Consider the following 21,559-nt stretch of genomic DNA (forward strand, 5'->3'; position numbering starts at 1 on the left):
CACCCTTGCCCAAAGTGATCGAATGAGGTATCAGGGCGTTAAGAAACGTGAACGCAAGGCGCGCTGAAAGCTGGCCGAAGCCATGCAAATTGCGCGATACAGCGGAGCTGGAATATGAAGCTTGTAGCACGGATTGCCGTCATATCAGGAACTTTGGGTATGCTGGCCTCCTGCACGACGTCGAAGGTGACGTCTGTCGTGCCGGATTCCAAGCCATCGGCCCAGGAACTGGCAGCCCTTCGCGCCACCTATGGCGCCGATGCGACGGCGACAGACAAGCCGGTAACCGATGCCAACGGCAAGCCGGTCGTCGAGACCAAGCCGCTCGATCTTGCCACCGACAAGACCGTTGCCATGGCCTATGCCATGCCGGCGCCCCGTCCGGACATCCAGCTCGCTGCGGCCGATTCCCAGCTGAATGCCACCCTGGCGGCAGTGGAAAACGGCGCAACCGTTGCCTCGCCCGTCTCTCTGCAGGAAACGGCTTCGCTCGATGCGGAAACCGCAACCACGGAAGTCATTGCCGCTGCGGTTCCGACGCCGGCTGATCGGTCCGACGCTGCAATCACCACCGCATTGGTGGCCGATGCACCGAAGACCCGTTCGCTGGATGCCTTTGCCGCCGCGACGACGACCAGCAGCAAGAACCCGAATCTCAATCACCTGATTTCGAAATATGCCGCACTCTACGATGTGCCGGAACATCTGGTGCATCATGTGGTCCGCCGCGAAAGCAACTATAATCCCGGTGCAGTCCATCGCGGCAATTGGGGTCTGATGCAGATCCGCTACAACACTGCCAAGGGCCTCGGCTATGACGGTTCGGCAAGCGGTCTTCTGGATGCCGAAACCAACCTGAAATATGCCGTGAAATATCTGCGTGGCGCCTGGATCGTCGCAGAGAAGGACGCCAAGAAAGCCGACTGGCTTTATCGCACCGGCTATTATTACGAAGCCAAGCGCAAGCGCCTTCTCGACCGGCTCTATTGAGAGTTTGATATCCGGGATAGTTCAAAGGGGCCATCGGCCCCTTTTGCTTTTGGTGTTTCCTGAACCTTCTCGTTCAGTGATCTTTGGCCTCACTCTTCCGCAGGCGCTTCGAGCTGCGGCACAGCGTCGGGATCGGCATTCACCGGTTCGCTTTCCGGCGGCAATTGCGGCACCCGGGCCGCTTCCATGACCTTGGCCACCAGCTTCTGCGGCAGATATCCGAGATCGGATGGCGTCAGCCCCAGCCGCACGACGACCAGTTTCTCCGATGGAATGACGGCAATCGACTGCCCGTCATGGCCCCTTGCCCAATAGGTATCGACCGGCAGACCGAAGTCAGCGTTCGGCTTGTCATCGGGCCCGAGCTTCCAGGCCTGCGCGCCGGTATATTCACCCTTCGAGACCTCTGTCCCGGTCGAAACCAGCTGCATATAGTCCGGAGACAGGATCTGGTTGCCGTTCCAGTCGCCACCATTGAGCAACAGCAACCCGAAACGGGCCCAGTCGCGCCCCGTCGCATACATCAACGAACCGCCGGAGAAAGTGCCGCGACTATCGGTTTCCATGACCGCGCTGCGCATGCCGATCGGCCCGAACAGAGCCTTGCGCGGATAGAGAAGCGCTTCCTGAACATCGGTGAACGTATTCATCCACATCCGGGTCAGCGCCACCGCCGATCCGGTCGTATATTCGAACTTGGTGCCCGGCGGCGCTTCAAGCGGCTTGGAGCGGACGAAAGCAGTCTGATCGGGCTCCAGGAAAAGCATGCGCGTCACATCATTGACGTCGCCATAGGTTTCCTCGAGATCGAGCCCGCTTTGCATGGCAAGAAGGTCGGAAAGCTTGATGGCGGCACGGCCATCCGGCCAGTCGGGAAAGAGCTTGTCCTGTCCATAGGAAAGCTTGCCTTCCGCGACCCGCATTCCGACAAGCGCGCCGGTGATCGTCTTGGTCATCGACCAGCCCAGAAGCGGCGTATTGGCGGAGAAACCCGCAGGATAGTACTCGCCGATGATCCTGCCATCCTTGACGACGACAACGGCCCGCACACCGGGGCCGGCAAGCGCCGGATCAGAAATGATGGCGTTAACCTGCTGGTGATTTGCGAGACTGACTTGATCGCCGAGCGGCCATTCGAAATCGGATTCCGGCGCAATGACCGGCTCCGCCGCAAGGCTGATCGCCTTGACTGCAGCGAGATCATGATCGGGAACGCTTGCGCAGCCCAGTCCGGCGCGATTGACGGCATATTCGGTGGCAAAGATGCCGAAAATGCTGGCGCTGAAAGTCGCATCATCGACCTGCTTGACGCTGACATATTTCAGGATCGGATGGCCCGGCGCCTGAACGTCGACTGCCAGGACTTCCGCAGGATCACGTTTGGCAAGAAAATGGTTGGAGCAAACCATCTTGACCGAATAGGCGGTCGCAACGCGCAGCAGTTCGGGCGGCGAAACATAGAGCCAACCGGCGGCGCCCAGACAGAGGATCAGGACGAGAAATACAAACCATTTCAAAATTCTGGCGACAATACGCATGACAGGCTCCAAATTCCCGTTGAGCAGAACAGGAATAGACGCAAAGGGGAAGTGCGAAAAGCTGCCTTTCCAGACTTTTCACATTATGCCGAAAGCGCACCGAAGGATGAGTCTGTCCTGACGACAAAGGGTGCAACCGCGCTTGCCGGAATGGGGCGCGAAATCAGGTAACCCTGAATCGCGTTGGCGCCCATCTGCCTGAGGCGTTCCAGCTGCGCTTCGTTCTCCACCCCTTCGACGATCGTGGGCACCCCAAAGGCCCGCCCCAGCCGCATGATGACATCGATCAGCTGCATGTCCCGGCTGTCATCGATAAGCCCGCGCGTGAAGGATCGATCGACCTTGATGGAATCGATCGGAAACTGTCGCAGATGGCTGAGCGAGGAAAAGCCCATGCCGAAATCGTCGAGCGCCACGCGGACGCCGATCTGACGCAACTGTTGGAGCACGGTTCGAACGATGCCCGGATCGAGCGTGAAGATGGATTCGGTGATTTCGATGGTGAGCCGCGACGGCGCGATCCTATGTCGATCGAGCGCATGTTGCACTTCAATGACATAGCGGGGATCGCTGAATTCGTCACCCGAAACATTGACCCCGACACCGATCATATCGGGCCAGGCCGCGGCATCCGCAAGGGCGCGCTCCAGCACGAACCGGCCGAGCGCCATGATATGGCCGGTGCGTTCGGCAATCGGAATGAATTCGTCGGGCGCGATGATCCCCCGCGACGGATGCCGCCAGCGAACCAGCGCCTCGAAACCAGTGACATCGCGGGCAGATGCCGTCACGATCGGCTGATACTCGACAAAGAAATCGCCATCTGCAAGGCCCCGCGCGATGTCCTGTTCCATCTGCATCAGGCCGAGGACGGAGCGCGCCATCGCATCATCATGAAAAAGATGCGCCGAGCCGACAATCTCCTTGGCCCCATAGAGCGCGGTGTCTGCCTTGCGCATGAGGTCGGCAAGGCTACTGTCCTCCGGTTCGAGCCAGGCGATGCCGATGGAAAGTCCGATAATCGCCCGGCCATGCGCCAGTTCAAACGGCTCTTCCAGCAACGCCTCCACCTGCCCTGCCAGGCGCTCCAGAAAGGCTCGGTCGTGGTTCTGCCGCACCAGGAGCACGAATTCATCGCCACCGAGCCGATAGAGGGTGGAAATCCTGCCGAAGGCCTGCGCGAGCCGTTGGGCAAACTGGCGCAGCAATTCATCGCCCGCCGCATGGCCCTGCGTATCGTTGACATGCTTGAACCGGTCGAGATCGAGCAAGAGGATCGCCGGACGATAGCGTCCGCGATGACGCGCCTCGATGCAGGTTGCGATATCGCGTTCCAGCGCCTGACGATTGGCGAGACCGGTCAACGTATCGCGCAAGGCCATGTCCGAAATCAGCCGCTCACGGTGACGCTGGAGACGAAGTTCCCGCAGCAGACGTTCACGCTGAAGCCCGAAACGATAGAAGAAGAGACCAAAGATGATCGGCATCAGCGCCACCAGCATTTCGGCCGGATTGTCGAGCCCGATTGCAAGCGTATGCGTTGAAAGCCCAATCTTGAGAGGGCCTTCGAGTGCCTCAAATGAAAAAATGACGAGGGGCAACAGCGCCCCGATGGCCGAGCCTGCGAAAGCATATCGCAACGGAATACCCGGCAGCAACGTCCGTAACATCATGTTAGTCGCTCCTGCTATATGGCGGGAACGCTATCGACGAAAGCTTAACGTTTTCTTATCCCGGTCGAAACGCTGTCAGATTACGGCACATCAGGAAGACCCGACCTTTCCCACAGCCACATTAGACCGCTGTCATGAAAGTTTCGTGGAACTGCAATAGGCCGTGCATAGTGATCATCTTCAGGGATCAACGATGGAAATCTACGGCAAGACACCCCGTTTCGGCATGGATGAACGCCTCAAGGGCGCGCTGTTGCAACACAAGCCGCTGACGCGGGCCGGTCTCTCCGAGCGACTGTTCGGCTGGATGTTCTCAGGTCTCGTCTATCCGCAGATCTGGGAAGATCCCGAAGTGGATCTCGCAGCGATGGAACTTAGGCCGGAACACCGCATCGCCACCATCGCCTCCGGCGGCTGCAACATGCTGACCTATCTCGCAGCCGGTCCGGCCTCCATCGATGTCGTCGATCTCAACGCCAGCCACATCGCGCTCAACCGTCTGAAAATCGCTGCCTTTGCCCATCTGCCGAACCATGCCGATGTCATCCGCTTTTTCGGCCGTGCCGATGAGCGCGCAAACTCCGTCGCCTATGATCGCTTCATAGCCGAAAAGCTCGAACCGTCAGCACGGCGTTATTGGGAAAGCCGCCGGCTGAACGGGCGTCGGCGCATCGATCTCTTCAACCGCAATATCTACCGCTCGGGACTTCTCGGACGCTTCATCGGGGCCAGCCACATGGCCGCCAAGGTCTATGGCGTCGACCTGACCGAACTGGTGCGCGCCCGCGGGCTCGATGAACAGCGTCAGTTCTTCGACAACAAGATCGCTCCGATCTTCGAACGCAAGACCGTGCGCTGGATCACTGCCCGCAAGAGTTCTCTGTTTGGGCTCGGTATTCCCCCGCGCCAGTTCGATGAACTTGCAAGCCTTTCGAGCGAGAAATCGCTCGCCGGTGTGCTGCGCCAGCGGGTCGAAAAGCTGGTCTGCAATTTCCCGCTCGAGGAAAATTACTTCGCCTGGCAGGCCTTCGCACGTCGCTACCCAAGGCCCGAAGAGGGCAACATGCCGCCCTACCTTGCCGAGCGCAACTATCGCCCGATCAAGGACCGGCTCGACCGCGTCACGCTTCATCATACCGATTTTGCCACAATGCTTTCGGTAAAGCCTGCCCGATCGATGGATCGCTATGTCCTGCTTGACGCCCAGGACTGGATGACCGATGCCCAGCTCGCCGGTCTCTGGAGCGAAATCAGCCGCACCGCGCGCGATGGCGCCCGCGTCATTTTCCGCACCGCCGCTGAAAAGAGCATCATCGAAGGCCGCCTGCCCTATGGTATTGCCAGCCAGTGGACCTATCTGTCCGAACGATCCGCCGAGCTCAACGAGCAGGACCGGTCGGCCATCTATGGTGGCTTCCACATCTATGAGAAGATCGCATGAACGGACCGATCGCCGAGACCAGTCTGGCCCATGCAGACCTGATGGACCGGACTTACCGCTATCAGAAATATATCTATGACCTGACGCGCAAATATTATCTGCTCGGTCGCGACCGCACGATTGCCGGACTGAACCTTGCTCCCGGTCGGAGCCTGCTCGAAATCGGTTGCGGCACGGGGCGCAACCTTGCGATGGCAGCCCGGCGCCATCCTGGCGCAGTCTTCTACGGCCTCGATATCTCCGCCGAAATGCTTGCACTGGCCCGGGCCCGGCTGGGCGAAAACCTGCTCCGTCCAGAGGATCTGAAACTCCTTGATGCGGCAAGCTTCCGCCCCGAAGATTTCGACACCGACGGTTTCGACCGGATCCTGATCTCCTATGCACTGTCGATGATACCGGACTGGCGCGGAACGATCGAGCGTGCCGTCGATGCGCTAGCGCCCGATGGCGAATTGCACATCGTCGATTTCGGCGAACAGGATCGCCTTCCCGCTTGGTTCCGCAGGGCCCTTCGCAGCTGGCTCGCCCGCTTCCATGTCACCCCGCGTGCCGAACTGCCCGCCATGCTTGAAGCCATTTCCGCCAAGCGTAATCTGACACTACACAGCACGACTCTCGTGCGCGATTATGCCCGGCTCTTCATCCTGAAACGCTCCTCCGCACAGGTTGGCGGCTGAAACCGCCATCCCTGTGCCAGTTTTCGCTTGAAACTAACGCATTTTTTACGATGATGTGGGACAACGGAGGTTCAAGCCTTCGGTGAGGCCGCGAACGCGCTGGCATGGTCGGAGGCAATGTTCAAGTGCGTCAAGTCGGGAAGAACATGCGCCGTCTCGCGAACCTCGTGCTGCCGTTGCTTCTGGTAATGGCCTCCTGCTCCACCGTGGAATATGATCTCGTCGAGACTGCTTCGGTGCAACCGAAGTTCCATGACACCGATCCGCAGGATTTCGGTCCCAAGACCCCGCATCATCACTCCGTTCACGGCATCGACGTGTCGAAATGGAATGGCGATATCGACTGGCGCAAGGTCAAGGCCTCCGGCGTCTCGTTCGCCTTCATCAAGGCAACAGAGGGCAAGGATCGCGTTGATCCGAAGTTCTCCGAAAACTGGCGCGGCGCCTCGGCTGCTGGCGTCGCACAGGCGCCCTATCACTTCTACTATTTCTGCTCGACGGCAGATGAACAGGCCAACTGGTTCATCAGCAATGTGCCGAAAGAATCGAGCTATCTTCCGCCGGTTCTCGATGTCGAGTGGAACGGCGAATCCAAGAATTGCCGCTACCGCCCCTCCAAGGAAACGGCGGTTCAGGAGTTGCAGCGATTCCTCGACCGGCTGGAAGCGCATTATGGCAAGCGCCCGATCATTTATACCTCGGTCGATTTCCACCGCGACATTCTGGTCGGCGAGTTCAAGCGCTATCACTTCTGGCTGCGTTCGGTCGCCAACCATCCGAACAATGTCTATGAGGATCGCCGCTGGGCCTTCTGGCAATATACCTCGACCGGCGTGATCCCCGGAATCGACGGCTCGACGGACATCAATGTCTTCGCAGGCTCGCGCAAGAACTGGCAGAACTGGGTCACCTCGGTTTCGGGCGGCTGATGCTCAGCCGGATACGATGATCAGGACAGCCTGATTCTTGCCAGCGGCTTTGCCAAACAGATCTCTGTGTTTGCTGGCAACTTTGTCTCGTTTACACTTGAGCGTGACTTGCATCTGCCGCATTCTTCTGGAAAAGCTCACATCTCGAAACGTCGTCTGGCCGGAAAACAGCCTGACGACGCTCTGGTATTGAAAAGGTTGCATGATCATCTTGACCGAATGGGCTTTTCTTCGGCCAAAATGACCATGCATCGTCAGCGATTTCGGAAGGATTGTTCATGCATCTGCCCCGCCCCCTGGCAATTCTGTGCGCAGGCGCACTGTCCCTCGCATATCCTGCACTCGCATCGGCGCAGGCAGCGGCCTGTGGTGGCGATCTCGCATCCTTTCTGGATGGCGTGAAGGCAGAGGCGATTGCCAAGGGCCTGTCGGCAGAAGCGGCCGACCGGGCGCTCGCAGGAGCGGCGATCGACAAGAAGGTGTTGAGCCGCGATCGCGGCCAGGGCGTGTTCCGCCAGACATTCCTCGAATTTTCCAAGCGCACGGTGAGCCAGCCCCGTCTTGATATCGGCCGCCAGAAGATGAAGGCGCATGCCGCGACCTTTGCCAAGGCTGAAGCCGACTATGGCGTGCCGGCACCGGTGATCACCGCCTTCTGGGCCATGGAAACCGATTTCGGCGCTGTGCAGGGTGATTTCAACACTCGCAACGCGCTCGTGACTTTGGCGCATGATTGCCGCCGCCCGGAACTTTTCCGGCCGCAACTGCTCGCCCTCATCGCAATGGTCCAGCATGGCGACCTCGATCCCCAGACCAACACCGGCGCCTGGGCCGGCGAAATCGGCCAGGTACAGATGCTGCCGAAAGACATCATTGCCTTTGGCACCGACGGCGATGGCGACGGCCATGTGAACCTGAAGAAGAGCGAAGACGACGTGATCCTCACGGCGGCACGCTTCATCCAGAGCCTCGGCTTCAAACGCGGCGAACCCTGGATCCAGGAAGTCACGATCCCGCAGACCCTGCCCTTCGAAAAGACCGGCCTCGGTGGCACGCTCACGGCTGCCGACTGGTTCAAGCTCGGAGTTCAGCCGCGGGATGGCAACACCCAGTTCGGCACCCTGCCCGCAGCCCTGGTTTTGCCGCAGGGCCGTTTCGGACCGGCCTTCCTGACCTATCCGAACTTCGGCATTTATCTCGAATGGAACCAGTCCTTCATCTACACGACCTCGGCGGCCTATTTCGCCACCCGCCTTGCCGGCGCCGAACCCTATATCAAGGGCCAGCCGCAGGAAGGTCTTTCCTCTGATGCAATGAAGGAATTGCAGACCAAACTGCAGGGTCGCGGCCATGATGTCGGCAAGATCGACGGTATCCTTGGCGGCGGCACACGCGTTGCCATCCAGAAGGAACAGCAACGGCTTGGCATGCCCGCAGACGGATGGGCAACGCAGGATCTGCTCAACGCCCTCTGATTTTCCCAAGGCAAACCGGCGCTGATTGACGGCGCCGGATGATCAATCCGGCAGGCCATTTCAATTTCGGGTGGCTGCCGGAAACGACTCCTGATAGCGCAATGGCATCTCATGTGAAGGGATTGCCATGACCGCGCCGAAAAGCACCACGATTTCGCCTCTTGCCTGGATGCTGTTGATCATCCTCGGTCTTCTGTGGGGCGGATCCTTCTTTTTTGCCCGCTTTGCCATCGGCCATGTGCCGCCGCTGACGCTCGCTTTCCTTCGCTTCATCCTCGCAGCGATCGCATTGCATCTCTTCATCGCCGGTCGCTACGGCATCTATCGGGAATTGCTGGCCCGCTGGCGGTCCTTTGCCCTTCTCGGGCTGATCAACAATGTCATTCCGCACAGCTTCATCTTCATCGGCCAGACCGAAATCGGCGCCGGCCTCGCCTCGATCATCAATGCCACCACCCCGATCTGGACAGTCCTCGTCGCCCATATGCTCACAAGCGACGAAAAGCTGACGCCGGCCAAGGCATTTGGCACGCTGACCGGCCTCGCCGGCACCATTCTGCTTTTCCTTCCCCATATCGGCGAAAAGGCCGGTGCGCCGTTCTGGGCTCTGCTTCTGCCGCTCCTCGCAGCTGTGAGCTATGGATTTGCCGCCATCTTCGGCCGGCGCTTTCGCTCCATACCGGCCCCAGTGACAGCTGCCGGCCAGCTGACCTTCGCCTCCATCATCATGGCACCGGTTGCGCTGGCACATGACCTGCCCTGGACCCTGCCGATGCCCCCGTTCAGCGTGATTGCTGCAGTGCTCGCACTGGCATTTGCCTCGACCGCACTCGGCTATATCCTCTATTTCCGCCTGATCACGCTCGCCGGTGCCACCAACACATCACTCGTTACCCTCCTGGTGCCGCCGAGCGCCATCCTGCTCGGCGTACTCTTTCTCGGCGAACAACTCGATCTCTTCGAAGGGCTCGGACTGCTCGCGATCGCTTTCGGCCTGGTTATCCTCGACGGCCGGCTGGTATCGAGACTCGCTTCATCATTGAGACGATAGGAAGGCGGATTGTGTCGGACCGGGCCTATCCACAGGTTCAGAACTGGCGTTTGTTAACCAATGGTTGATTTCTGTGAACAAAAAATTAAACGCAAAAGAACGTGGAAAATCATGCCATTATCTGCGGAAATATGAGTAATCTTTCACAGAATCGTCGCAATGCAGCATAAAAATGGCTTTCCATTGCTCGAAAAATGGCCCTAATATTAACTCCGTCAACAGTTGAAGGAGGTCCATATGGGGCTGACACAATCCTTGAACGCCGTGTTGGTTGGCGCGGCATTTCTTTTCGTAACGATGATGCTGTTCATCTGAGAGGACGATAGAAAGACGCTGCTACTTTACCGGGCTCGATTTCGCCCGTGACAAGAATTCAAGAAGGCGCCGGTTGTTTCCGGCGCCTTTTCCATTTTGCCCACCCTGCATGTCGATCAGGCTGCGGCTGTCTCTTTGCCAAGCGAACGGCTGAACCCGCTCTGTTCCAGAACGGCTTCCATGAGCGGAACCCGGTTCATGGTGTAGAAATGGAATTCGCTGATGCCGAGATCGATCAGGTCCCGCACCTGCCGGCTCGCAAGTTCCGCCGACCGAAGCGCGCGTTCGGCCGGGTTGTCATCCACCGGCCCGAGCACATCCTCAACGAAGCGGGGAACGCTTGCGCCGCAGAGGCCGGCAAATTTCTTCACCTGGGCCAGATTCTGGATCGGCAGAATGCCGGGCAGGATCGGGATCTCGATCCCGGCAGCCCGGACGCGTTCGAGATAGCGGGCGAACACGGCATTGTCGAAAAAGAACTGGGTGATGGCACGTGTCGCACCGGCATCGACCTTGCGCTTCAACATGTCGATATCCGCATCGATATCGCGGCTTTCAGGGTGCTTTTCCGGATAGGCAGAGACCGAAATATCCCGGATGCCATGGTCAGCGAGACCGGCAGTCAGCTCGGCTGCGTTGGCAAAGCCGCCCGCCGGAGGTTGATAGGCGCTTCCGATGCCGCCCTGCGGATCGCCGCGCAGCGCCACGAACCGTTCAACGCCAACTTCCTGGAACTGTCGAACCACCGCCAACACCTCTTCCCGCGAGGCGCCGACGCAGGTGAGATGCGAGGCCGTTGCCAACCCCTCGGCGGCAATCATGCGGGCGACGGTCGAAAGGGACGTATCGCGGGTGGTGCCGCCGGCGCCATAGGTCACGGACACGAACTCCGGCCCCCAGCTTTTCAACTGCGCAACCGTTTGCCAGAGCTGGCCATCCATCTCCGCATTCTTCGGCGGAAAGAATTCGAAGCTGAACTTGACGGATTTGCCCGCCTGATCGCGACGCTTTGACATGGTTACACTCTCCTGGTTTGTCCAGCGGATCTGGTGCCCGCCTCGCCGGCTATTTCAATGCGGCGGTCACGCGCCAGCCAAAGAGTGACCGTCAGTTGCTCATCCCCATGCTCGGGTTCGAGATCCATGACGCTGACGAGCTCGAGCCCGCATTTGGCAAACCACGCCTGCATCTGTTCATGCGAAAAACCGAGCCGGGCATGGTGATGTTCCGAGCGCAGCGCATCGACTGAATGCGGCGCGAAATCGACCACCACCAGACGCCCGCCGGGACGCAGCATGCGGCTGGCTTCTTCGAGCGCGATTTCAGGGTTTTCAAGATAGTGGAGAACCTGGTGGATGGTGACGAGATCGAACTGGCCGCCATCGAGCGGCAGATTGAAAATATCGCCCTGACGGATAGAAGCCTTGGCCACGCCTGCCTTTTCCAAGCTGGCGCGCGCGATCGACAGCATTTCCCGGCTGGCATCGATGCCGACGCCGCGACGATAAAGCTTTTCGAACAGTTGCAGCAGGCGCCCGGTACCGGTGCCGAGATCCAGAAGCGCATCGACCGGGCGTTCGCCAACCATGGCGAGAAGTGCAGCTTCTACCTTTTCTTCGGAAACATGCAGGCGCCGCAAATCATCCCAGCCGGTGGCGTTCGCACTGAAATAGGCTTGCGCCTTCTCCGCCCGCGCCACGCGTACCTGTGCAAGGCGCCCCTGATCGCGCGTGATAATCGCGTCGTGCCGCGACGTTTCCTCGATGATCTTGCGCGCCAGAGCCGCCGCATCGCCTTCGCGCCGCAGCCGGAACCAGGCCCAGGCACCCTCCTGATAGCGCTCGATGAGGCCCGCTTCTGTAAGCAGCTTGAGATGGCGCGAAATGCGCGGTTGCGATTGGCCGAGAATTTCGGTCAGATCGGAAACGGTCAGGTCGCCGGAGCTTAAAAGCACAAGCAACCGCATGCGCGTCGGCTCTGCCGCTGCCTTGAGAATATCGACCAGTTTGTTGAGGGAAAAACCCTGCGCTCGGCTCATACGTCACCCAATCAAGATATAAAGATATCTTTATATAACATTAGAGACTGACGCAAGTGGAAATGTTTCTGGCGCGTTTGCATCATAAGAGCTGCAAGCGCACCGGATCGCTCGCCCGAATGGATCAGAACCAGTTCCCCGATAGTGGCGCCGGAATGCAGATGCGGTCGCCACGCCGCTCCGGGAGACCGCGTCGGCATGTCTTCCGCCCATCCAACCAATCAAGAAGAACCTGCCAGCAGGGTTGGTCTGTCGAAGACCAAGGGCGGATGCGCGCCGTGGCAATCGCGACGATTGGCGAAGATCGCCAGCACCGAAAGGAAATGATGACTGTTCGGGAGAAGGACCCGCGCGGCCCCTCTTCAGGAGAAGGCAGCGCAAGTCCGGCGGCCTCGCCGATCTGCCAGCCGCCGATTACACATCAACCAAGCCGCAGAAAACCCTTGTCCTTCGGCAAGTGAAGCGCCTTCAACAGCCTGTCAGCCCGCCAGGAAGCCGCCAACGGCCCCGCATTGGTCAACGTTGGCCAAAGGCGGGAAATCCGGCGCCCAACAGGAACGGGCGCCGGCAATGACAGCGATCAGCGCGTCAGGCGCTTGTAGGTGACCCGCTTCGGATTGACCGAATCCGGACCGAGGCGGCGGATCTTGTCCTTTTCATAGTCCTCGAAATTGCCTTCGAACCATTCGACATGGCTATCCCCTTCGAAGGCGAGGATATGCGTGGCCAGACGATCGAGGAACATGCGATCGTGGCTAATGATGACCGCGCAGCCGGCGAAATTTTCCAGCGCATCTTCGAGCGCACCCAGCGTTTCGGTATCGAGGTCGTTGGTTGGTTCGTCGAGCAGCAGGACATTGTAGCCACCCTTCAGCATCTTGGCGAGGTGAACGCGATTGCGCTGGCCGCCCGACAGGTTGCCGACCTTCTGCTGCTGATCGCCCCCCTTGAAGTTGAAGGCGCCGCAATAGGCACGGCTGTTCATTTCGAACTTGCCGAGCTTCAGCACGTCATTGCCGCCGGAAATCTCTTCCCAAACGGTCTTGCTGCCGTCGAGTGCATCGCGGCTCTGGTCGACATAGCCCATTTCCACCGTCTCACCGATGGTGATCGAGCCGGAATCAGGCTTTTCCTGGCCGGTGATCATGCGGAAGAGCGTCGTCTTACCGGCACCGTTCGGACCGATGACACCAACGATGCCACCCGGCGGCAGCTTGAAGGTGAGGTTCTCGATCAGCACCCGGTCGCCATAGGCCTTGGTGAGCCCCTCGGCTTCGATGACGGTGTTGCCCAACCGTTCGCCGACCGGAATGATGATCTGCGCATCGCCCGGACGACGTTCCGAAGCCGCTGCGACCAGTTCGTCATAGGCCTTGATACGCGCCTTGGACTTGGCCTGACGGGCCTTCGGGCTCGAGGCAATCCATTCCTGTTCGCGCGACAGCGCCTTCTGACGGGTCGCTTCCTCGCGGGATTCCTGCTGCATCCGCTTGGCCTTGGCCTGCAGGTAGGCGGAATAGTTGCCTTCATACGGGATGCCGCGGCCACGGTCGAGTTCGAGGATCCAGCCTGTGACATTGTCGAGGAAGTACCGGTCGTGGGTGACCATCAGGATGGCGCCCGGATATTCGCGCAGGTGCTTTTCGAGCCAGGCGATGGTTTCGGCATCGAGGTGGTTGGTCGGTTCGTCGAGCAGCAGCAGATCCGGCTGTCTGAGCAGCAGCTGGCAGAGCGCGACGCGGCGCTTTTCACCGCCCGAAAGCGATGTCACGTCGGAATCGCCAGGCGGGCAACGCAACGCGTCCATTGCCATTTCGACCTGGCTTTCGAGGTCCCAGAGATTCTGGCTGTCGATGACGTCCTGCAGCTTGGCGCCTTCATCCGCCGTCTCGTCGGAATAGTTCATCATCAGTTCGTTGTAGCGGTCGAGAATGGCCTTCTTGTCGGCCACCCCTTCCATGACATTCTCGAACACGGTCTTGGTCGGATCGAGCTGCGGCTCCTGCGGCAGATAGCCGAGCGTGGCACCCTCGGCGAGCCAGGATTCCCCGGTCCATTCCTTGTCCAGACCGGCCATGATCTTGAGAACGGTCGACTTACCGGCGCCGTTCGGGCCGAGAATACCGATCTTGGCGTCCGGATAGAACGACAGATGGATATTGTCCAAGACCTTCTTGGCGCCGAAAGCCTTGGTCAGCCCGGCCATGTGATAGATGAATTGACGTGCCATGCCCTGTCCTCGAATTGATCGGGTGAAATGTGCCCGTTCTTTAGGACAATTGTCGGAGCCCGGCAATTGCCAAAGGGGTGGTTCTCCCAAACACTTCGCCCGGTTCTTAGAGGTCAGTCACTCTCCGCCGGAGCGTAACCGCTGACGATGCCCTCGCGGCAACCGAATTTCGTCTTGCCGGCAGCGGCAATCAGAACCGGAAGCGCATCCTCGTCATCGCTTCCGAGACCGATCGTCAGCCCGGTCACCACCTGGCGCGTGCCGACCTTGCGGCAACGCATGCGGACCTTGTCGCCGGCTCCTGCCCCGAACGCACTGTCGAATGCCTGTTTGACAGCCGCTTCATCCACCGTCTGGCCGATGCTTTTCTCGAACAGGGCGCGGACCGCCGACTGGTTGAGGGCAGCAAGCAGCGCCAGCGAATGGCGGTAATAGTCGCTCGCCAGACGGCCCGAACAGGTTCCATGCATCAGCCATTCATGGCGCTCGAGCCCGGAAGCCATGCCGGGCATCGCCTGCACCAGCTCTGCCTTCACCCCTGCCTCGAGGGCAAGTTCCGGCAGTTCAAGCCATTTACGCTTCTTGTCAGTCGCCTTCATTGCTGCGTCGACACCACAATAACGCTTCTTCGGCGTCCAGAGACCATGCAGCGAAAATTGTCGTCCGGACAGGGCTTGCGCGTCAACGTTAGCGCATTCGGTGGATTTCGGCCGCGCGGCGCAATAGCCAGGCTGCCAGGACACGCCGAGGATAAGCCGTGTCTTTGGCGCTCTTTCTGCGTCACTCGCCGCATCGCGGCTCATCTCCGGCTGGGCGGCACCAGCGAGAACGGGAATCGAAAGCAAGGAAAAGGCAATCAGAAATGCGAGAAGCATGGGATGCGTGGAATTCCGTGTCTGGCGCATGACATTCCCCCAATAAGAACATAACGGGAATAAAATGCACACAAAGATAGAATATTGCAACCGGATTCTGATGGAAGTCACATTATACAACCATATTTGCCGCATTGCATCGCTTCCCAAGCATCAGGGCTTCTGCTAGCGCTAGTGGAACGAACGCGGGGGCGCTGCGAGTGGCAGCAAAAACTAAAATCAGACCAAAAGGCCGGACAATCGGGAGGACAGAATGGGATTTGAAACGTTCGAGCGGATCGACAGTCCGACAGGCGCCACGCTGGCACTGCGTTCGGAATTGGCGACGAGCGAAGCACGCGCCATTGTAGTGATCTGCCATGGGCTTGCCGAACATTCCGCCCGTTATGCGACCTTTGCCCGGCTTCTCTCATCGCGTTTCTATCACGCCTATGCGCCGGACCATCGCGGACATGGCGAAACGACGGCGCCGGGTGCCGAACTCGGACGTTTTGCGGAACGGAACGGCGCCGAACGCGTGGTGGAGGACATATCCTTCGTTCGCGACCTGGCGGCGTCACGGCATCCCGGCCTACCGATCATCCTGTTCGGCCATTCGATGGGCGGCATGATCGCGACCGCGGCGGCCGAAGCCTCGCCGGACCGTTATGATGCGCTGGCGGTCTGGAACTCCAGCCTCAATCCTGGGGCGGCCGGTCAGGTCGGCATGCTGCTCCTCAAGGCCGAACGTTTCTTCAAGGGCTCCGATGTGCCGAGCCGGCTCGGGCCGAGCCTCACATTCGATGCCTGGGCGAAAACGGTGCGCGGAGCAAAAACACCGTTCGATTGGCTCAGCCATGATGCCGCACAGGTCGCACGCTACGTCGCCGATCCGCTTTGCGGCTTTGACGCCTCGGTATCCATGTGGATCGATGTCATCAGCCTTGCTGACCGCGCAGGCACGAAAACACAGCTGGCGCGTCTTGGGCCCAATCTGCCGGTCAATCTCGTCGGCGGCGGTGAAGACCCGGCCACCAATGGCGGTCGCGCCATGACCTGGCTTGCCGAACGCATGCGCTCGCTCGGCATGATGAATGTCCAACTCACCCTTTACCCCGGCATGCGCCATGAGACGCTGAATGAAGTGGGCGCAGAGGAAGCCATGAAAGCCTTTGTCGCCTGGGCCGACGGTGTGACATCGCGTCTCGCCTGATTGTGGGGCTTTTCGACCATTTCCAGCGCGCGGAGCCTTGCGAAGCTGAGCCCGGCGCCCTATCACCGAAACACCGCATCCATTGCGGAATTCCCGCGCGCAACCCGCGCAAGAAAGGGCCAGTAGGCAAGATCCGCACCGGAACGAAGCTTGCAAGGTCGAGAGCGCCGGGAATGGGATGGAACAAACCAGTGAGTGATCGACATGCAGAACAAAACCGGTGGCCAACTGATCGTCGAGGCGCTGGAGGCCAATGGCGTCAAGCGTATTGCCTGCGTTCCCGGCGAGAGCTATCTCGCTGTGCTCGATGCGCTGCATGACAGCAAGATCGATGTCATGGTCTGCCGCCAGGAAGGCGGGGCGGCCATGATGGCGGATTGCTGGGGCCGGTTGACCGGCGAACCCGGCATCTGTTTCGTCACCCGCGGACCGGGCGCCACCAATGCCACCGCCGGGCTGCATGTCGCCCGCCAGGATTCGGTACCGATGATCCTCTTCATCGGCCAGGTTCAGCGCGATGCGCGCGAACGCGAAGCCTTCCAGGAAGTCGAATATCGACGCGCCTTCACCGAATTCGCCAAATGGGTTGCCGAAATCGATGATGCGCGCCGCATTCCCGAAATGGTCACCCGTGCCTTTGCCGTGGCAACGTCGGGCCGGCCCGGACCAGTTGTTCTGGCACTGCCGGAAGATATGCTGACGGATCTCGTCGAGGCCCCGGTCGCCAAGCCCTATATGCCGGTGCCAAGCCATCCGGCCGCAAGCCAGATCGCCGAACTCGGCGCTCTGCTTGAAAAGGCCGAACGGCCGATCGCCATCATTGGCGGCACGCGCTGGAATAGTGAAGCCGTGGACGAATTCACTGCTTTTGCCGAGCGCTGGCATCTGCCGGTCGGCTGCTCCTTCCGCCGCCAGATGCTGTTCGACCATCTTAATCCTATGTATGCGGGCGATGTCGGCATCGGCATCAATCCGAAACTCGCCGATGAAATCCGAAATGCCGATCTTGTCCTCATGGTCGGCGGCCGTTTCTCCGAAATGCCGTCCTCGAGCTATACGCTGATCGACATTCCCTATCCGCGCCAGACGCTGGTGCATGTCCATTCCGATGCCGGCGAACTCGGACGCGTTTACCGCCCTGATCTTCCGATCAATGCCGACCCGGTCAGCTTTGCGAAGGCGCTGGCCTCTCTGGCGCCGCAGAGTAAGCCGCGCTGGGCCGAACGGACCGCGTCCATGCATGCCGCCTATATCGGCTGGTCAACGCCGCCGATGACCGGTCCCGGCACGGTCGCCATGGGCCCGATCATGCAGTGGCTGGAAGAACATCTGCCGCAGGATGCGATTCTTACCAACGGTGCCGGAAACTACGCGACCTGGCTGCATCGCTTTCATCGCTTCCGCCGTTTTGCCACTCAGGCGGCGCCTGCCTCCGGCTCGATGGGTTACGGATTGCCGGCGGCGGTGGCCGCCAAGGCGCTTCATCCCGAGCGTGAAGTGGTCTGCTTCGCCGGTGATGGCTGTTTCATGATGCATGGGCAGGAATTCGCCACAGCCATCCGCTACGAATTGCCGATCATCACCGTGCTGGTCAATAACGGCATCTATGGCACCATCCGCATGCACCAGGAACGCGAATATCCCGGTCGCGTCAGCGGAACGGGCCTTACCAACCCGGATTTTGCGGCCTTCGCCAAGGCCTATGGCGGCCATGGCGAGAAGGTTACCCGCACCGAGGATTTTGCCGCCGCCTATCTCCGCGCCCGAGAAAGCGGCAAACCGTCGATCATCGAGGTCATGCTCGATCCGGAAGCGATCACGCCTGCTCGGTCGCTGAGCGATATCCGAGCCGCCGCCCAGAAATGAACGACAAAGGCCGGGCCGACTTCAGTCGCCCGGCCTTCTTTTGCCATGCTCTTCAGAGCAGGAAGTCGCTTTCCTGCAGGCTCGTCATCGTGGCATCGTCGAGTTTGACAATGATGTCGAGATCAGCGTTACCGCCATCGACATTCATGAAAACCCGCTGCTGACCGTTGGACGCCGCGCCCAGCCAGAGGGTGCCCGCAATAGTGCTGGGACCATCGACGAAATCGAATGTCTGATTACCCGAACGCAGGCTGTTGGCATCGACCGATTGCAGATCGATCCGGTCGAGCTCGGTGCGGGAAAAATCGCCGATCATGTCGGAATGGCCGAAGACGAAATCGTTGATATGGTCGAAGACGAAGGTATCGGCTCCAGCCTCGCCATACATGATATCAGCATTGCCGCCACCGCTGATACGGTCGTTGCCATAGCCACCATAAAGATAGTCGCGCCCCTGCTGGCTGGTACTGCTGCCATCGTGATCGCCGTAGAGTTCATCATTACCAGTGCCGCCGTAGATCATGTCGGTACCTGCTCCGCCGAAAAGCTTGTCGTTGTTGCCGCCACCGCGGATCGTATCGACGCCGATGCCGCCCTGGATATCGTCATCGCCGGACCCGCCGGAAATCGTGTCGTTACCTTCGTCACCATACAGACGATCGCGACCGGAGCCGCCCGACATCGTGTCATTGCCGCGGCCTGAAAAGACGAAATCGTCGCCGGAACCGGTATGGATCGTATCATTGCCGAGGCCAATCAGCTGGATCGTATCGGCGCCCGACTGGCCGTTGAGCCGAAAACTCTGGTTGGCCGACGATGAGAAGGCATCGTTGCCCCCCATATTCTGGAAACCGGCCCGGTTCATGTCCTGCAGCCGTTCGGCAGAACGTTCGATGAAATCTTCCATGAAGGCGGATGTTGCATTGATTGTCGTGACCATTGTCTGTTCCTCGGTTGGCTGTGGTTTCAAGGACCTCGTGTCCGTTGAAGCCAATCAACCAAATTCGGGACCGGGGCACAGTTCCCGGGGAAACACCTCCGCAATTTTGGGCGAATAAATCCCGTAGCTCATCCGTATGCGGCGGCTGCTGAACGCGACAAAAAACCCGCCTGAGTTCAGCGCAGGCGGGCTATGATTCTGATTTATCTGGAAAATCAGGCGGCGCGACGACCGGATTGACCCTGCTTTTCCTCGACCTGGAAGCGCGAAATCAGTTCGACCAGGCGGGTCGCTTCTTCCGAAAGCTTCATCGTGGCTGCAGATGTTTCCTCCACCATGGCCGCATTCTGCTGGGTGGCATTGTCGATCTGGTTGATCGCCTGATTGATTTCGCCGAGGCTGGTGGCCTGGTCGCGGGCGGAATCGGCGATTGCGTGAATATGACCATTGATGCCGAGAACGCGACCTTCGATTTCCGACAGCGCCTCACCGGTTTCGCGAACCAGCTTCACCCCGGTCTGCACTTCATTGCCCGACTTGGTGATCAGCGCCTTGATGTCCTTGGCGGCATTGGCCGAACGCTGGGCCAGTTCACGCACTTCCTGGGCTACCACGGCAAAACCCTTGCCGGCCTCCCCGGCGCGGGCCGCTTCGACACCGGCATTCAATGCCAGCAGGTTGGTCTGGAAGGCGATCTCGTCGATCACATTGATGATCTGGCTGATTTCGCGCGAGGCCTGCTCGATGCGCTCCATGGCATGGATCGCATCGCCGACGACCTGGCCGGCATTGCGGGCATTGTCGGTGGCTTCGTTGACCATGCGCGCCGCTTCCTGGGCCTTGGTCGTTGCTTCGCGAACCACATTCGTGATTTCCTGCAGCGCTGCGGATGTCTCCTCGAGCGCTGCCGCCTGCTGTTCGGTCCGGCGCGACAGGTCCGTCGTCGAACTGCCAAGCTCACCGATATTGCCGTTGATCGAGTCCGACGACCCGAGAATGTCAAACACAGTGCCTTTCAAGCTCGAAAGGGTGGAGTTGACGTTGGTCTGGAGTTCCGCGAAGGCGCCTTCGTAACGGCCGCTCATCGAGTGGGTCAATTCACCTTCGGCCAGATGGCGCATTGCAGTCCGCATGGCGCTGATGCCGTTATCGACATTGGTCAGCAACTGGTCGACATCGTTGGCGAACCGATTGAGGTCGCCATCCCCGAAATCGCGATTGATACGGCGGGTGAAGTCACCGCTCGCCGCCGAGCCAACCACCACGGAGAGCGAACGCTGCAGCTCATCGGCCCGGGCACGCTGGGCTTTTTCCTGCTGGTTCATGCGCTCGACGGCCTTGCCGTTTTCCTTGAAGACGCCGACCGCAGCAGCCATTTCCGCAATTTCATCCTTGCCATCGATATAGGGCACCTGGACATCGAAATTGCCATCGGCGACCTCGCGGATCGTATCGGTAATGTGGGCGATCGGACGGCTGAGATGCACACGGGCGATGAAGACGCCAAGAGCAGCGCCGACAGCCGTTACCAGACCAGCCATCGCAATCATGAAGGTGAAGATGAAGCTCTTGAACGCGGCAACTTCGGCGCGGACATTCTGAAGCGCCTCAAGGTCGGTCTTCACGACAGCATCGATTTCCTTCTGGAATGCCTTGCGGTTGGCGCGGTTGGCCTCATTGTTGCCCTGCTCGTTTGCGGCTTTCGGATCAACCTCGGCGCCAAGCCTTGCGGTCTCCGAGCGGAAAGTCTTGAACTCCTGCGACCGGGCAAACAGCGCATCGAAGGCGCTCTTTTGCGTTTCGGGAACCAGTGGCTTCCATGTTGCGAGCACCTTGTCCATCTCGCCGAGATTTTCGAGGATCCCGTCAGTGAACTTCTTAGCCTTCTCGGTCGAAGCCGAAGCATAGACACCGCGCGCTTCCATAACCACGGCCGTCACATATCGGTTCAGTCGTTCGCCAAGATAGGCACGATCGGCCGCCAGCTCATAGGCATCGAGTTTCTTGCTGTATTCGTTGACGGCATAAAGGCCCGTCACGCCGATCAGCAATGCCGACCCGCACAGCACGGCCACCAGGCTGTAAATCTTACCACTTATCCGCACGTTCGTACCCCACTCGACAACCCGGCAAATGTGCCAGCAATTGCTAATAAAGTAGGCGGGATAGGTTAATTGATGATTACGCAATCCATGCTCATGCGCAACGCAAGCGCAATCAATCCATGGTTGCCGTATATTTTACGGATCGAACGGCATGAAGCCCCATAGAGCGTAGATCGGCCTGAGCCACTTTCATGGCCATTCCAGAATGCAGTTCATGCGATAAA

16 protein-coding genes are annotated in these 21,559 nt (G+C 59.5%); 8 read left to right on the forward strand and 8 right to left on the reverse strand.

Annotation, left to right across the window (positions count from 1 at the left end):
- Positions 1-114: 114 nt before the first annotated feature.
- Positions 115-990, forward strand: a complete 876-nt coding sequence (locus tag Q4481_RS06170; protein WP_304375439.1) for a lytic transglycosylase domain-containing protein — start codon at positions 115-117, stop codon at positions 988-990.
- A gap of 89 nt (positions 991-1,079) precedes the next feature.
- Here Q4481_RS06170 and Q4481_RS06175 read toward each other — a convergent pair whose 3' ends face one another.
- Both Q4481_RS06175 and Q4481_RS06180 read right to left on the reverse strand, forming a co-directional pair.
- Positions 1,080-2,528 (reverse strand): serine hydrolase domain-containing protein, encoded by a 1,449-nt coding sequence (locus tag Q4481_RS06175; RefSeq protein WP_304375440.1) that lies wholly within the window; start codon positions 2,526-2,528, stop codon positions 1,080-1,082.
- Between the two features lie 83 nt (positions 2,529-2,611).
- The gene (locus Q4481_RS06180) at positions 2,612-4,201 is read right to left on the reverse strand and encodes a putative bifunctional diguanylate cyclase/phosphodiesterase (protein ID WP_304375441.1); all 1,590 of its coding nucleotides are present in this window, start codon (positions 4,199-4,201) and stop codon (positions 2,612-2,614) included.
- Positions 4,202-4,394: 193 nt separating this feature from the next.
- Between Q4481_RS06180 and Q4481_RS06185 the strand changes: the two genes are divergently transcribed.
- The 5 genes from Q4481_RS06185 to Q4481_RS06205 all read left to right on the forward strand — a co-directional run bounded on the left by Q4481_RS06185 (position 4,395) and on the right by Q4481_RS06205 (position 9,774).
- Positions 4,395-5,642, forward strand: coding sequence for a BtaA family protein (locus Q4481_RS06185; protein WP_304375442.1), 1,248 nt, complete (start codon positions 4,395-4,397; stop codon positions 5,640-5,642).
- The gene (locus tag Q4481_RS06190) at positions 5,639-6,319 is read left to right on the forward strand and encodes a class I SAM-dependent methyltransferase (protein ID WP_304375443.1); all 681 of its coding nucleotides are present in this window, start codon (positions 5,639-5,641) and stop codon (positions 6,317-6,319) included. The genes Q4481_RS06185 and Q4481_RS06190 overlap by 4 nt, the downstream gene beginning before the upstream one ends.
- 146 nt (positions 6,320-6,465) lie before the next feature.
- Positions 6,466-7,248: a glycoside hydrolase family 25 protein gene (locus Q4481_RS06195; protein WP_304375444.1), complete on the forward strand. Its 783-nt coding sequence runs from the start codon at positions 6,466-6,468 to the stop codon at positions 7,246-7,248.
- Between the two features lie 278 nt (positions 7,249-7,526).
- The gene (locus Q4481_RS06200; RefSeq protein WP_304375445.1) at positions 7,527-8,723 is read left to right on the forward strand and encodes a lytic murein transglycosylase; all 1,197 of its coding nucleotides are present in this window, start codon (positions 7,527-7,529) and stop codon (positions 8,721-8,723) included.
- 127 nt (positions 8,724-8,850) lie between these two features.
- Positions 8,851-9,774, forward strand: a complete 924-nt coding sequence (locus Q4481_RS06205; protein WP_304375446.1) for a DMT family transporter — start codon at positions 8,851-8,853, stop codon at positions 9,772-9,774.
- A gap of 431 nt (positions 9,775-10,205) precedes the next feature.
- Here Q4481_RS06205 and metF read toward each other — a convergent pair whose 3' ends face one another.
- From metF to Q4481_RS06225, 4 genes are all read right to left on the reverse strand, one after another.
- Positions 10,206-11,105, reverse strand: a complete 900-nt coding sequence (gene metF, locus Q4481_RS06210; RefSeq protein WP_304375447.1) for a methylenetetrahydrofolate reductase [NAD(P)H] — start codon at positions 11,103-11,105, stop codon at positions 10,206-10,208.
- A 2-nt stretch (positions 11,106-11,107) separates the two neighbouring features.
- Positions 11,108-12,127 carry an ArsR/SmtB family transcription factor gene (locus Q4481_RS06215; protein ID WP_304375448.1) on the reverse strand — a complete coding sequence of 340 codons (1,020 nt, stop codon included), beginning with the start codon at positions 12,125-12,127 and terminating at the stop codon, positions 11,108-11,110.
- 580 nt (positions 12,128-12,707) lie between these two features.
- Complete coding sequence (ettA, locus tag Q4481_RS06220; RefSeq protein ID WP_304375449.1) at positions 12,708-14,357, reverse strand: energy-dependent translational throttle protein EttA; 1,650 nt, start codon at positions 14,355-14,357, stop codon at positions 12,708-12,710.
- A 113-nt stretch (positions 14,358-14,470) separates the two neighbouring features.
- Positions 14,471-15,262: a ribonuclease T2 family protein gene (locus tag Q4481_RS06225; protein ID WP_304375450.1), complete on the reverse strand. Its 792-nt coding sequence runs from the start codon at positions 15,260-15,262 to the stop codon at positions 14,471-14,473.
- Between the two features lie 223 nt (positions 15,263-15,485).
- Between Q4481_RS06225 and Q4481_RS06230 the strand changes: the two genes are divergently transcribed.
- Both Q4481_RS06230 and Q4481_RS06235 read left to right on the forward strand, forming a co-directional pair.
- On the forward strand, positions 15,486-16,424 hold the full coding sequence (locus tag Q4481_RS06230) for an alpha/beta fold hydrolase (RefSeq protein ID WP_304375451.1): 939 nt from the start codon (positions 15,486-15,488) through the stop codon (positions 16,422-16,424).
- A gap of 204 nt (positions 16,425-16,628) precedes the next feature.
- Complete coding sequence (locus Q4481_RS06235) at positions 16,629-18,290, forward strand: thiamine pyrophosphate-binding protein (protein WP_304375452.1); 1,662 nt, start codon at positions 16,629-16,631, stop codon at positions 18,288-18,290.
- 52 nt (positions 18,291-18,342) lie between these two features.
- Here Q4481_RS06235 and Q4481_RS06240 read toward each other — a convergent pair whose 3' ends face one another.
- Positions 18,343-19,230: a calcium-binding protein gene (locus Q4481_RS06240; RefSeq protein WP_304375453.1), complete on the reverse strand. Its 888-nt coding sequence runs from the start codon at positions 19,228-19,230 to the stop codon at positions 18,343-18,345.
- Between the two features lie 215 nt (positions 19,231-19,445).
- Positions 19,446-21,335 (reverse strand): methyl-accepting chemotaxis protein, encoded by a 1,890-nt coding sequence (locus Q4481_RS06245; RefSeq protein ID WP_304375454.1) that lies wholly within the window; start codon positions 21,333-21,335, stop codon positions 19,446-19,448.
- Positions 21,336-21,559: the final 224 nt, after the last annotated feature.

The sequence above is a fragment of the Fluviirhizobium alvei genome (assembly GCF_030551875.1).
Classification (GTDB): domain Bacteria; phylum Pseudomonadota; class Alphaproteobacteria; order Rhizobiales; family Rhizobiaceae; genus Rhizobium_E; species Rhizobium_E alvei.